Raw genomic sequence first — 12,093 nt, forward strand, 5'->3', positions numbered from 1 at the left:
TTGGCTTCAATCGGTTCAATTCTGTGGCCTCATCCCTTGAGAAAGTCCGAACATGAACAGCAACAAATCATGGTCAGGTTTAGTCGCCACGGAGGCTTTCGCCACCCGTGGTACTGCGCAGTGAGCATCGCCTGTGGTAGCACCGATCACCTGCATGCGGGGCTGCTCCCAGGCCGCCACCGCCAATGAAGCAACTGCCAAGGCTCCAACCAGAAACAAACCTCGTGCAATTTCGAGTTTCATCGCTATAAACCTTTGATAGCGCTGCCAAACGCCGTCTCATAAAAGTAGACGAGTTTTTTCCAGTCCGTGTCGCTGAACGACGAATGGCGACGCAATTGCTTCATGTCATGGGAGGCCGCGCGATAAGCGGTCAGACGCTGACGGCATTTCTCCAGATCGATCAATGCCACTTCGACCTGAGCCGCATCACCTTCGCCGGTCACCCGTACAAAAACGTGTTTGATGTAGATGCAGCTGTGCTGCCAACGGCCCTTGTGCATGCGCGCGAGGTTTTCGGCCAGGTCTTTGAGGACGCGCTCGTAAACCGCTTCGCCATATTGGGCACGGCCACCGGCGGCTTCCCACTTCTCGAGTTCGTCGAAACCGTCCAGCGACTTGGTCACCAGCAACGCACGCCACTTGTGTTGCGGATCCGGCTGCGCACCGCAGAAGACGATTTGCGGGACGCGTACGCCGAGGCGGCTGACACCGGTCAGGGCATCCAGCTCTCGCAAGACTGTCGGCCGGCCGAAAGGATGCAGCCAACTGCGATAGATATGTCCGGTCTGGCGCTTGGCATACAGTAACTGGCCGTCACGGCCCACGACTCGTTGCACACCACTTTCCCCGCCACGGCGCACGTTGGGCTCTTCCACCCATTCACCGCGCTGGTTCCAGTAGTAGTCGAAGCGATCCTGGGGAGCGACTTCCGTTTCTGCTGCTATTTGCACCGCCATCCTGTTACCTCTTGCGTAATACGTAAACCCGCCACATGGCATACAGCGGAATGAAGTCCAGTTGTTCCTGAATGCGAAAACCTGCTTCTTCGAACTCTTTTTCTACTGTCACAGCCGGTAACACAAACCGGTTTTGGTAACCTTCCTGCCCACGCCGCTGTTCGGCGCGCTTGCGTTTCCAAGCCTTGAAATTACCGTCCACCCACAACGAAATGATCACGCTGTCACGGGTGACACGCTCGAATTCGCGCAAAATCGTCCGCCGATGTTCGGCTTCACCGATGTGATGCAGCAAACGCATGCAGAAAATGCTGTCGACAGCGTTATCCGGCAAGGCAATGTCGAACGCAGACGTGTGCAAAGGTTGTACCCGTTTCACCACGTCAGCCGGTTGCGCCTGCATCGCGGTCTTGATCATCGACTCGGAATTGTCCGCGCCAATGATCACTCGATTGGGTTTTTCCGCCAGCAACGGCCAGAAGCGTCCTGCACCGCAGGGCAAATCCAGCACCAACCCTGGCTCACCCGCCAGCGTCAGCGCCTTGCGGGCCAATTGCTCGTCCCGCCAATGTGACAACCGACGACCGAGACCGTCCTGATGCTTGCGCAAATATTTTTGCGCATGTTGGTCATCATACTTTTCGGAAAAATCGAGCTTGATCGGACTGCTCATTTTCAGGACTCCTGAATAACTGATGCCCCTACCATAGGTAATGGCATGTCAGCGTCAGGTCGTCCATTTGTGAAAATTACGTCAGGTAAACAGGCAAACTATTACAGGGTTTTACAGTGAGAAAGCAATAGCGCAGGGCCATTAGCGACCGTCAATACGGCCCAGCGTCACCTCAAAGCGGCAGCCATTGGGCTGCATCGTGCTCAGTGTCACTTCCCAGCCCTGGTTTTCACAGATCCGCTGCACCAGCGACAGGCCCAGGCCGAGGCCTTCGCCGCGCTTCTCATTGCCGCGCACGAAGGGCTGGAACATGGCTTCACGTTTTTCCTCGGGAATGCCGACACCCGAGTCCTCGACGACAAATCCATTGTCGTTGAGCGTCAGGCGAATGAAGCCCTGCTCGGTGTAGTGACAGGCGTTACGCAGCAAATTACCCATCACCGCGCTGAGCAGAGTCGCGTTGAAGCAGGTGTCCGGTGGATGGCCCGGCTCGAACATCAACCGCAGCCCTTTCGATTCGATCGGTTCACGCCAGATACTCAACAAGCCATCGGCCACCTGGCTGATGTTCTGCTGCGGCGCTGAACCGGCATCTTCGCGCTGGGCGCGGGCGAGCATCAGGAAGGTCTGCACCAGTTCGCGCATTTCTTCGCTGGCGCGGGCGATGCGCTCGACCTGGGCACGCCCGCGTTGATCCAGTCCCGGATTTTCCAACAGCAATTCGCAGGAACTGGCCAGTACCATCAACGGAGTGCGCAGTTCGTGGCTGACGTCGCTGGTGAACAGCCGCTCGCGGGTCAGCGCCTGACGCAAGCGCCCCAGCGTGGCATCGAACGCCACCGCCAGTTCGCCGACTTCATCAGCCGCATAGTCCGGTGCCAGTGGCGGCGCCAGCCCGAGCAGTTGATCGCGATGCCGCACTTGCCGTGCCAGGCGCACCACCGGCGCCATGACTTTGCGCGCCAGCACCCAGCCGAGGAATACCGCCAGCGCCAGACTGAGCACAAAACCCACCAGCACCACGGCAAACAGCACGCGCTCGCGTTCTTCGAAATCGCTTTGATCCTGCAGCAGGACATAGCGACGACCGTCGACGATCTCGACCATCGCGTGATACGACAGCTGCTCGCGGAACACTTCGTGGAACCCCGCATCAAGGTGACGCAGGTCCTTGGGCAGTTCGAAATCACCCGGTCCGCCACTGAAATAGAACAACTGATCCGGCTCCGGGCGATGGCTCCAGTCGGAGACGTTGTCCATCAGCAGCAGACGTTGCAGGTCGCCGCCCAGCCCCGCCGAAATCAGTTTCTCCTCCACCAGGTGCACGGTCGCCACGATGCCCATGGCAAAGGCCCCGGCCACCAGCGCACTCATCAGTGCAAAAGCAATGATGATCCGCTGAGAAAGGCTTTGCTTAAACTCCATCACGCCCCTCGGCCAAGCGGTAACCCACGCCGTGCACGGTTTGCAACAACGGCTTGGCGAATGGCTTGTCGATCACCTGACGCAATTGGTGGACGTGGCTGCGCAGGCTGTCGCTGTCCGGGCAGTCATCGCCCCACAGCGCTTCTTCGAGAATTTCCCGACGCAAGACGTGCGGACTCTTCTGCATCAAGACTGCCAGCAGCTTGAGGCCGACCGGGTTGAGCTTGAGCAGCTTGCCCTCGCGGGTCACTTCCAGCGTGTCGAGGTCGTAGGTCAGATCGCCGACCTGCAACGCACGGCGACCGCCGCCCTGGGTGCGACGCATCACCGCTTCGATGCGCGCCGCCAGTTCCGACAGCGCAAACGGTTTGACCAGATAATCGTCGGCCCCGGACTTGAAGCCCTGCAGGCGGTCGTCGAGTTGATCGCGGGCGGTGAGCATGATCACCGGCGTGTCGCGCCGCGCGTCTTCGCGCAGGCGCTTGCACAGGGTGTAGCCGTCGATCCCCGGCAGCATGATGTCGAGCACGATCAGGTCGTAATGCTCGGTGGCGGCCAGATGCAGGCCCGACAAGCCGTCCTGGGCGCAATCGACGGTATAGCCTTTGAGCCCCAGGTAATCGGCCAGATTGGCCAGGATATCGCGGTTGTCTTCGACCAATAGAATTCGCATTGGCATTTCCTCCGTACACAGTAACGGCCGTCATGGCCCGCGCAGCTTAAGGCCAACGCCGGTTCACGGCTAGGGCCGGCAAGCGCACGAATCCATTTGCCCAGGCAAATTAAATATTTAACAAAGTTTTCACTATCGATTCACAACCTGACTACAGTGGCGCCGCGACACTCGCGCGCCATTGATATAAGGAAAACGAAACAATGGACTCTTTCAAGACAGCGCCTATGCGCTTTCTGCTGCTGATCACTGGCGCCTGGCTGGTCATCTTTCTTCTGACTCGAGCGGTACTGCTGCTGACTCACCTGGATGAGGCCGGCGGCTTTGCCCTTTCGGTGTTCGGCATCGGCGCGCTGTACGACCTGGGGTTCCTGGCCTACGCGGCATTGCCGCTGGGCTTGTACCTGCTGCTCTGCCCGCCGGGCCTGTGGCGGCGTCGTGGACATCGCGGGTTCCTGCGCGCCCTGTTGACCGTCAGCCTGTTCGCCATGCTGTTCGTGGCGGTGGCTGAATGGCTGTTCTGGGACGAGTTCGGCGTGCGCTTCAACTTCATCGCCGTCGATTACCTGGTGTATTCCGACGAAGTGCTGAACAACGTCCTCGAGTCGTACCCGATCGGCAAGCTGCTGAGCCTCCTCGCCGTGCTGGCCGTGGTGATCAGTTTTGCTTTGGGCAAGCCGTTCAATGTCGCCATGAATGCCCCGCTGCCAGCGCTGCGCGGGCGTCTGCTCAGTGCCTTGGGCCTGTTGATCGTCGCGGGTCTGAGCCTGCAACTGCTCAGTCAGGACGCCCCGCGTGCGCAGGGCGGCAATGCCTACCAGAACGAACTGGCCAGTAACGGCCCGTATCAGTTCTTCGCCGCATTCCGTAACAATGAACTGGACTACACCCAGTTCTACAAGAGCCTGCCCGCTGAAAAAGTCGCCAGACAGATCCGTTCCGAGCTGAGCGAAAGCGACGCGCGCTTCATCGGCAAGGATCCGCAGGATATCCGCCGGGTGATCGACAACCCGGGCACGCCGCGCAAGCCGAACATTGTGCTGGTGACCATCGAAAGCCTGAGCGCCAAGTATCTGGGCAGCAATGGCGACGGTCGCAACCTGACGCCGAACCTCGACGCCTTGCGCAAGCAGAGCCTGTATTTCAATAACTTCTACGCCACCGGCACCCGCACCGACCGTGGTCTGGAAGCGATCACCCTGGCCATCCCGCCGACGCCGGGTCGCTCGATCGTCAAGCGCATCGGCCGTGAGAGCGGTTTCGCCAGCCTTGGTCAGCAGTTGAGCGCGGTGGGTTACGACAGCGTGTTCGTCTACGGCGGACGCGGCTACTTCGACAACATGAACGCGTTCTTCAGCGGCAACGGCTATCGCGTCGTTGACCAAAGTAGCGTCGATGAAGCCGAGATCCACTTCAAGAACGCCTGGGGCATGGCCGACGAGGACCTGTATCGCCAGACGCTGAAACTGGCGGATGCCGACTACGCCAAGCAGCAACCGTTTCTGCTGCAACTGATGACCACGTCCAACCATCGTCCTTACACCTACCCGGACAACCGGATCGACATCAAGTCCGGCAACGGTCGTGATGGCGCGGTGAAGTACACCGACTATGCGATTGGTCGGTTCCTCGAGCAGGCGCGGCAGAAGCCGTGGTTCGACAACACGATCTTCATCTTCGTCGCCGACCACACCGCGGGCAGCGCCGGCAAAGAAGACTTGCCGATCGCCAACTATCAGATCCCGCTGTTCATTTACGCGCCGAAAATGATCGAAGCTCGCGAAAGCGCGCAACTGGCCAGCCAGATCGACCTGGCGCCGACACTGCTGGGCTTGCTCAACCTGGATTACACCTCGACGTTCTTCGGTCGCAACCTGTTGCAGGACAACCCGCTGCCACCGCGCGTGGTGGTCGGCAACTACCAGCATCTGGGCCTGTTCGACGGCAAGGATCTGGCGATCCTCAGCCCGCGCCAGGGCTTGCGCCGGCATGACGATGCGTTGACCGAGAGCCGTGAATCGCGAGTCAGCAGCGACGATCCGCTGGTCAGCCGGGCCATTGCGTATTACCAGGCGGCCAGTTATGGCTTCAAACAGCAGTTGCTGAGTTGGAAGCCGGCGAAGGACAGCACTGTCCAGGTCAGCGAACAGTAACCGTCAATAGAAACGCCCCGGGCTGATGCACCGGGGCGTTTTTTTTTGCGCAACCGGTTATCACAGGAAATACAGATCCCAATGTGGGAGCGAGCCTGCTCGCGAATGCGCTGTATCAGTCACAGATGTAGTGACGGGGGGATTGCTTTCGCGAGCAGGCTCGCTCCTACAGGGGACGGTGTGAAGCCTGATATCCGGGCAATAAAAAACCCCGCCTGCTCATCGCAGGCGGGGTTTTTCGTTACAGGGGTAAGGCTGGCTTACATCATGCCGCCCATGCCACCCATGCCGCCCATGTCTGGCATACCGCCGCCAGCCGAGCCTTCTTTCTTCGGTGCATCGGCAACAGCCGCTTCGGTGGTCAGGATCAGACCGCCGATCGAGGCTGCAGCTTGCAGAGCGGAACGGGTGACCTTGGTTGGGTCCAGGATGCCCATTTCGATCATGTCGCCGTATTCGCCCGAAGCAGCGTTGTAACCGAAGTTACCTTTGCCGTTCTTCACTTCGTTGACGACTACGCTTGGCTCGTCGCCGGAGTTGGCAGCGATCTGACGCAGCGGCGCTTCAACAGCGCGACGCAGCACAGCGATACCGACGTTCTGGTCAGCGTTGTCGCCGGTCAGTTCGGTCAGGGCTTCCAGAGCACGGATCAGCGCAACGCCACCGCCAGGTACCACGCCTTCTTCAACGGCTGCACGGGTTGCGTGCAGGGCGTCTTCAACGCGGGCCTTCTTCTCTTTCATTTCAACTTCGGAACCCGCGCCAACCTTGATCACTGCAACGCCGCCGGACAGCTTGGCCAGACGCTCTTGCAGTTTTTCACGGTCGTAGTCCGAGGAAGTTTCGGCAACCTGGGCACGGATCTGAGCGATACGTGCTTCGATGTCGCCTTGTACGCCAGCACCGTCAACGATGATGGTGTTTTCCTTGGACAGGGTTACGCGCTTGGCGTTACCCAGGTGCTCCAGAGTGGTGCTTTCCAGGCTCAGACCGATCTCTTCGGAGATCACGGTACCGCCAGTCAGAACGGCGATGTCCTGCAGCATGGCCTTGCGACGGTCGCCGAAGCCTGGCGCCTTGACGGCTGCAACCTTGACGATGCCGCGCATGTTGTTCACGACCAGAGTCGCCAGGGCTTCGCCTTCAACGTCTTCGGCAACGATCAGCAGTGGACGGCCGGCTTTGGCAACGGCTTCCAGCACTGGCAGCATTTCGCGGATGTTCGAGATCTTTTTGTCGACCAGCAGGATCAGCGGGCCGTCGAGCTCGGCAACCATGGTGTCCGGCTTGTTGACGAAGTACGGCGACAGGTAGCCACGGTCGAACTGCATGCCTTCTACAACCGACAGTTCGTTTTCCAGGCCCGAGCCTTCTTCAACGGTGATCACGCCTTCTTTACCGACTTTTTCCATGGCTTCGGCAATGATGTCGCCGATGGAGTTGTCGGAGTTGGCAGAGATGGTGCCAACCTGAGCGATAGCCTTGGTGTCAGCGCATGGCTTGGACAGGGCTTTCAGCTCTTTGACGATCGCGATGGTCGCCTTGTCGATACCGCGCTTCAGGTCCATCGGGTTCATGCCGGCAGCGACGGCTTTCAGGCCTTCGTTGACGATCGACTGAGCCAGAACGGTCGCAGTGGTAGTACCGTCACCAGCGTCATCGTTGGCACGGGAGGCAACGTCTTTGACCAGCTGCGCGCCCATGTTTTCGAAGCGATCTTCGAGTTCGATTTCTTTGGCGACGGAAACGCCGTCCTTGGTGATGGTCGGAGCGCCGAAGCTCTTCTCGAGGATCACGTTACGGCCTTTCGGGCCCAGGGTCGCTTTTACCGCGTCAGCCAGAACGTTGACGCCTTTGAGCATCTTGGAGCGGGCGGCATCGCCGAACTTAACTTCTTTAGCAGCCATGATCGATATTCCTTAAATACTTTGTAGTAACGGGAAAATGAGCGGGGAAATCAGCCTTCCAGTACAGCGAGAATCTCGTTCTCAGCCATTACCAGCAGGTCTTCGCCTTCAACTTTCACAGTGTTGCTGCCGGAGTAAGGACCGAACACAACCTTGTCGCCGACTTTAACGGCCAGCGCACGCACTTCACCGTTTTCCAGAGTCTTGCCTGGGCCTGCAGCGACGATCACACCGTGGTTGGCTTTTTCAGCAGCCGAACCTGGCAGGACGATACCGCCAGCGGTTTTCTTTTCTTCTTCGCTGCGACGGATGACGACGCGGTCATGCAGAGGACGAAGCTTCATTGTCGATCTCTCCTAATTGTGGTTTTCATCGGCCGGTGTAGTCCCGGCGGGTTTAACGAATCCGGCCTGCGCCGGTTGCGGTTCGTCGAGCGAACCGCGGAAGTCTGTCCGGCTCAACGCCGGAAACCTTTCGGTGACCGATACATAAGGGCGCATAAGCTTATTACAAGGGCGGGGGCAGAAAATTTTTCATCGATTTGCCCCTTGAATGCCGCGCATAAACAAACGGCACCCGAAGGTGCCGTGTCGATGCAGCGGTTACTTGCTGTCGCGATGTTCGAACTCGCCTTCGATCACATCGCCTTCACGACCCAAAGGCTGGCGCGGCGCAGGACCGCCACGCGGTTGCAGGTCGTCGGCGAAGGCACGCTGACGGATCGCCTGTTCTTCGGCGCGCTGGCGCATTTTATTGGCCAGCAGACGACGGGTGAACGGCAACAGCATCACCAGACCGACCACGTCGCTGACGAAGCCCGGCAGGATCAACAGACCGCCGGCCAGTGCCAGCATCAGGCCTTCGAGCATGGTCTGTGCGGGCAACTCACCGCGATTCAGGCTTTCACGGGCACGCAGGGCGGTGGCCAGACCGGCGACGCGCAGTACGAACACACCGAACATCGAGCCGAGAATGATCAGCAGCAGGGCCGGGAAAAACCCGATAGACCCTGCCACTTTGACGAATACGAACAGCTCCAGCACCGGAAACAGCAGAAAGAGCAACAAAAAAGGGCGCATCAAAGATTCCTCAACGCAAGAAATGCCTTGCAGTAAGCCTTAGATGACGTCGCCCTTTCGTGAATTCAAGCGTCGGCCACCGCATTTTTTGGCCAGACCTCGGCGCGAGCCAGAGAAACCAAGGCTTCGCGCACTTGTATCGGCGTATGACAAGCCGCTTGAAACGGCAGCCAGTACAGCGCCTGACCGATGCGCAGGTGCATGCCTTCGCTGTCGATTCCGGCCAGTTGCGCCGGTACGGTTTTCGGCAAACCGCTGAGTTCCACGTAATGCGCGATGGCTTTGGCGTGATCGCTGTTCATGTGCTCGACCATGCTGATCTCGGCCTTGCCGGCAAACGGGTTGGCCAGGGTCAGCTGATCGATCCAGTGAATCGCGCCGAAACCGCCGATGTAGCGGTGACGCACCGGGTTGAGCATCCAGAAATCAAAGTCGTGGGCCTTGTGGTAGTTCTGCGAGTCGGGGAAATAACGGTAGTAGCGCTCGGCGGCGGCTTCGATGGCAGCCGGGTCTTCGAGTTTTTGTGCCTCGGCCAGACAGGTCAGGCGACCAACGGCCTGCACGTCGTCGGCCTCGCGTTCGCCCACCAGCAGCGAACACTTCGGATCTTTCTGCAGGTTGTGGGTGTGCTGGGCGATGCGGCTGATCAGGATCAGCGGGCGGCCCTGCTCGTCCAGGCAGTACGGCACCACTGAGCCGAACGGGAAACCGGGCATCGATTTGGAGTGGGTGGACAATACGCCACGGTATTCCTTGAGAAGCAATTCTCGGGCATTCTTGGCCGCTTCAACGCTCAATTTATGACTCCTTAAATAGAATCCGTCGAAAAAACGGACAGGCGCCTGGGGATAAGTCCCGGTCACGCCATCGGGCAATGCTCATGTGCAATCCGGCCATCACCGGTACGGATCGAGCGTCGCCAATAACAAAAACCACTCAGACCGGCTATCGGGGCATGCGAATGCAACTCAACGACAAAGTAATCATTATCACCGGCGGTTGCCAGGGTTTGGGCCGTTCCATGGCCGAGTATTTCGCCGGCAAAGGCGCGAAACTGGCGCTGGTCGACCTCAATCAGGAAAAACTCGATGACGCGGTCGCAGCCTGCAAGGCCAAAGGCGTCGAGGCGCGCAGCTATCTGTGCAACGTGGCCAACGAAGAACAGGTCGAGCACATGGTTGCCCAGGTCGCCGAAGACTTCGGCGCGATTCATGGCCTGATCAACAACGCCGGGATCCTGCGGGATGGCCTGCTGCTGAAGGTCAAGGATGGCGAAATGACCAAGATGAGCCTGGCCCAGTGGCAGGCGGTCATCGACGTCAACCTGACCGGCGTGTTCCTGTGCACCCGTGAAGTGGCGGCGAAAATGGTCGAGCTGAAGAACAGCGGCGCGATCATCAACATCTCGTCGATCTCCCGTGCCGGTAACGTCGGCCAGACCAACTATTCCGCCGCCAAGGCTGGCGTGGCCGCCGCCACCGTGACCTGGGCCAAGGAACTGGCGCGTTACGGCATTCGCGTGGCGGGCATTGCACCGGGCTTCATCGAAACCGAGATGACCCTGGGCATGAAGCCGGAAGCGCTGGAGAAGATGACCTCGGGTATCCCGCTCAAGCGCATGGGCAAGCCGGAAGAGATCGCCCATTCGGCGGCGTATATCTTCGAGAACGACTACTACACCGGGCGGATTCTGGAGATGGATGGCGGGTTGCGCATCTAAAGCAAGATCAAAAGATCGCAGCCTGCGGCAGCTCCTACATGGGATAACTGTAGGAGCTGCCGAAGGCTGCGATCTTTTAATGGACGACGCCGATCAATCGTCACTGATGCTGATGTTCGGCATCGCCGGTGTCGCCGCTTCCTGCAACACAATGCGCGCGCCGACGTGGCGGGCCAGTTCCTGATAGACCATGGCAATCTGGCTGTCCGGTTCGGCGATCACCGTTGGCTTGCCGCCATCGGCCTGCTCGCGAATCAGCATCGACAGCGGCAGCGAGGCCAGCAGTTCGACGCCATATTGGGTCGCCAGCTTCTCGCCACCGCCCTCACCGAACAGATGCTCGGCATGTCCGCAGTTCGAGCAGATGTGCACGGCCATGTTTTCCACCACGCCCAGCACCGGAATGTTGACCTTGCGGAACATTTCCACGCCTTTGCGCGCGTCCAGCAGCGCCAGATCCTGCGGCGTGGTGACGATCACCGCACCGGCCACCGGGACTTTCTGCGCCAGGGTCAACTGGATGTCGCCGGTACCTGGCGGCATGTCGATCACCAGATAATCCAGGTCGCCCCACGCGGTTTGCGTGACCAGTTGCAGCAGTGCGCCGGAGACCATCGGCCCGCGCCAGACCATCGGCGTGTTGTCGTCGGTCAGGAACGCCATCGACATGACTTCCACGCCGTGGGCCTTGAGCGGCACGAACCACTTCTGATCCTTGACCTCGGGGCGGGTGCGCTCGGGGATGCCGAACATGATGCCCTGGCTCGGGCCATAGATGTCGGCGTCGAGAATGCCGACCTTGGCGCCTTCACGGGCCAGCGCCAGCGCGAGGTTGGCCGCGGTGGTCGACTTGCCCACACCGCCCTTGCCCGAAGCCACGGCGACCACGTTCTTGACGTTGGCCAGGCCCGGGATCTGGGCCTGGGCCTTGTGTGCGGCGATTACGCTGTTGACTTCAACCTTGGCCGAAACCACGCCGTCGAGACTTTCGATGGCCAGCTGCAACAATTGCGCCCAGCCGCTCTTGAACAGACCCGCGGCATAACCGATTTCCAGCTGAACCCTGACGCGATCGCCATCGATCTCGATGTGCTTCACGCAACCGGCGCTGACCGGATCCTGATTCATATAAGGGTCGGTGTACTGGCTGAGGACGGCTTCCACCGCTGCGCGAGTGACGGCACTCATGGGCAACTCCGATAACAAGACTGGGAAAAGATGGCGGGTATCGTACCCCGCAGATTGATTCGTGGTCAGGCGATTTATGCGTTGATTCGACTTTGTGGCGAGGGAGCTTGCTCCCGCTCGACTGCGCAGCAGTCGCGATCCGATTGATCTGGTCTATCTGCCATTGCCGGATGGGGCGGCTTCGCCACCCAGCGGGAGCAAGCTCCCTCGCCACAATGTAATGCAGTCAGTCCATCCGGTTATTGCAGTGGCCGCATCCGGAAACAGGTGCACAGGGTGAAAAATATGCGCCAGCGCTTTATAGTGGCCGACCTCC

General features: G+C 59.5%; 12 protein-coding genes. 2 read left to right on the forward strand and 10 right to left on the reverse strand.

The annotated features are described in order from the left end of the window. Positions 1-15: 15 nt before the first annotated feature. From PMI25_RS09230 to colR, 5 genes are all read right to left on the reverse strand, one after another. Positions 16-243, reverse strand: coding sequence for a hypothetical protein (locus tag PMI25_RS09230; protein WP_045122021.1), 228 nt, complete (start codon positions 241-243; stop codon positions 16-18). Positions 244-245: 2 nt separating this feature from the next. Further along, positions 246-959 carry a lipopolysaccharide kinase InaA family protein gene (locus tag PMI25_RS09235; RefSeq protein WP_007964016.1) on the reverse strand — a complete coding sequence of 238 codons (714 nt, stop codon included), beginning with the start codon at positions 957-959 and terminating at the stop codon, positions 246-248. A gap of 4 nt (positions 960-963) precedes the next feature. Beyond that, complete coding sequence (locus PMI25_RS09240; RefSeq protein ID WP_007964014.1) at positions 964-1,632, reverse strand: class I SAM-dependent methyltransferase; 669 nt, start codon at positions 1,630-1,632, stop codon at positions 964-966. 141 nt (positions 1,633-1,773) lie between these two features. Next, positions 1,774-3,057 (reverse strand): sensor histidine kinase, encoded by a 1,284-nt coding sequence (locus PMI25_RS09245; RefSeq protein ID WP_007964013.1) that lies wholly within the window; start codon positions 3,055-3,057, stop codon positions 1,774-1,776. Then, positions 3,047-3,730 (reverse strand): two-component system response regulator ColR, encoded by a 684-nt coding sequence (gene colR / locus PMI25_RS09250; protein WP_007964011.1) that lies wholly within the window; start codon positions 3,728-3,730, stop codon positions 3,047-3,049. Before colR ends, PMI25_RS09245 begins: the two co-directional genes overlap by 11 nt. A gap of 203 nt (positions 3,731-3,933) precedes the next feature. On the opposite strand from colR, the gene PMI25_RS09255 reads away from it, so the two are divergent. Next, a complete protein-coding gene (locus tag PMI25_RS09255) occupies positions 3,934-5,883 on the forward strand; it encodes an LTA synthase family protein (protein WP_007964010.1) in 1,950 nt (649 codons plus the stop codon). A 260-nt stretch (positions 5,884-6,143) separates the two neighbouring features. On the opposite strand, the gene groL is transcribed toward PMI25_RS09255, so the two are convergent. The 4 genes from groL to PMI25_RS09275 form a co-directional block, all read right to left on the reverse strand. Further along, positions 6,144-7,790 (reverse strand): chaperonin GroEL, encoded by a 1,647-nt coding sequence (gene groL, locus PMI25_RS09260; RefSeq protein WP_007964008.1) that lies wholly within the window; start codon positions 7,788-7,790, stop codon positions 6,144-6,146. A gap of 50 nt (positions 7,791-7,840) precedes the next feature. Continuing rightward, positions 7,841-8,134, reverse strand: coding sequence for a co-chaperone GroES (locus PMI25_RS09265; protein WP_007964006.1), 294 nt, complete (start codon positions 8,132-8,134; stop codon positions 7,841-7,843). Between the two features lie 258 nt (positions 8,135-8,392). Next, positions 8,393-8,869, reverse strand: coding sequence for an FxsA family protein (locus PMI25_RS09270; RefSeq protein ID WP_007964004.1), 477 nt, complete (start codon positions 8,867-8,869; stop codon positions 8,393-8,395). 65 nt (positions 8,870-8,934) lie between these two features. Further along, positions 8,935-9,666 carry a HugZ family pyridoxamine 5'-phosphate oxidase gene (locus tag PMI25_RS09275; protein WP_007964002.1) on the reverse strand — a complete coding sequence of 244 codons (732 nt, stop codon included), beginning with the start codon at positions 9,664-9,666 and terminating at the stop codon, positions 8,935-8,937. A gap of 164 nt (positions 9,667-9,830) precedes the next feature. Here PMI25_RS09275 and PMI25_RS09280 point away from each other — a divergent pair, with 164 nt between their 5' ends. Beyond that, entirely contained in the window at positions 9,831-10,589 is a 759-nt protein-coding gene (locus tag PMI25_RS09280) for an SDR family oxidoreductase (protein ID WP_016773416.1), read from the forward strand. A 93-nt stretch (positions 10,590-10,682) separates the two neighbouring features. Here the strand turns inward: PMI25_RS09280 and apbC are convergent, their stop codons facing one another. Then, on the reverse strand, positions 10,683-11,777 hold the full coding sequence (gene apbC, locus PMI25_RS09285) for an iron-sulfur cluster carrier protein ApbC (RefSeq protein ID WP_007963998.1): 1,095 nt from the start codon (positions 11,775-11,777) through the stop codon (positions 10,683-10,685). Between the last annotated feature and the right edge of the window lie 316 nt (positions 11,778-12,093).

This window comes from Pseudomonas sp. GM30, assembly GCF_000282275.2.
GTDB lineage: Bacteria > Pseudomonadota > Gammaproteobacteria > Pseudomonadales > Pseudomonadaceae > Aquipseudomonas.

What these genes read in the sequence shown, in the direction of transcription:
- colR (WP_007964011.1), bottom strand. Translation starts at nt 3,730, where the DNA reads ATGCGAATTCTATTGGTCGAAGACAACCGCGATATCCTGGCCAATCTG.
- groL (WP_007964008.1), bottom strand. Translation starts at nt 7,790, where the DNA reads ATGGCTGCTAAAGAAGTTAAGTTCGGCGATGCCGCCCGCTCCAAGATG.
- PMI25_RS09240 (WP_007964014.1), bottom strand. Translation starts at nt 1,632, where the DNA reads ATGAGCAGTCCGATCAAGCTCGATTTTTCCGAAAAGTATGATGACCAA.
- PMI25_RS09230 (WP_045122021.1), bottom strand. Translation starts at nt 243, where the DNA reads ATGAAACTCGAAATTGCACGAGGTTTGTTTCTGGTTGGAGCCTTGGCA.
- PMI25_RS09280 (WP_016773416.1), top strand. Translation starts at nt 9,831, where the DNA reads ATGCAACTCAACGACAAAGTAATCATTATCACCGGCGGTTGCCAGGGT.
- PMI25_RS09255 (WP_007964010.1), top strand. Translation starts at nt 3,934, where the DNA reads ATGGACTCTTTCAAGACAGCGCCTATGCGCTTTCTGCTGCTGATCACT.
- PMI25_RS09265 (WP_007964006.1), bottom strand. Translation starts at nt 8,134, where the DNA reads ATGAAGCTTCGTCCTCTGCATGACCGCGTCGTCATCCGTCGCAGCGAA.
- PMI25_RS09235 (WP_007964016.1), bottom strand. Translation starts at nt 959, where the DNA reads ATGGCGGTGCAAATAGCAGCAGAAACGGAAGTCGCTCCCCAGGATCGC.
- apbC (WP_007963998.1), bottom strand. Translation starts at nt 11,777, where the DNA reads ATGAGTGCCGTCACTCGCGCAGCGGTGGAAGCCGTCCTCAGCCAGTAC.
- PMI25_RS09245 (WP_007964013.1), bottom strand. Translation starts at nt 3,057, where the DNA reads ATGGAGTTTAAGCAAAGCCTTTCTCAGCGGATCATCATTGCTTTTGCA.
- PMI25_RS09270 (WP_007964004.1), bottom strand. Translation starts at nt 8,869, where the DNA reads ATGCGCCCTTTTTTGTTGCTCTTTCTGCTGTTTCCGGTGCTGGAGCTG.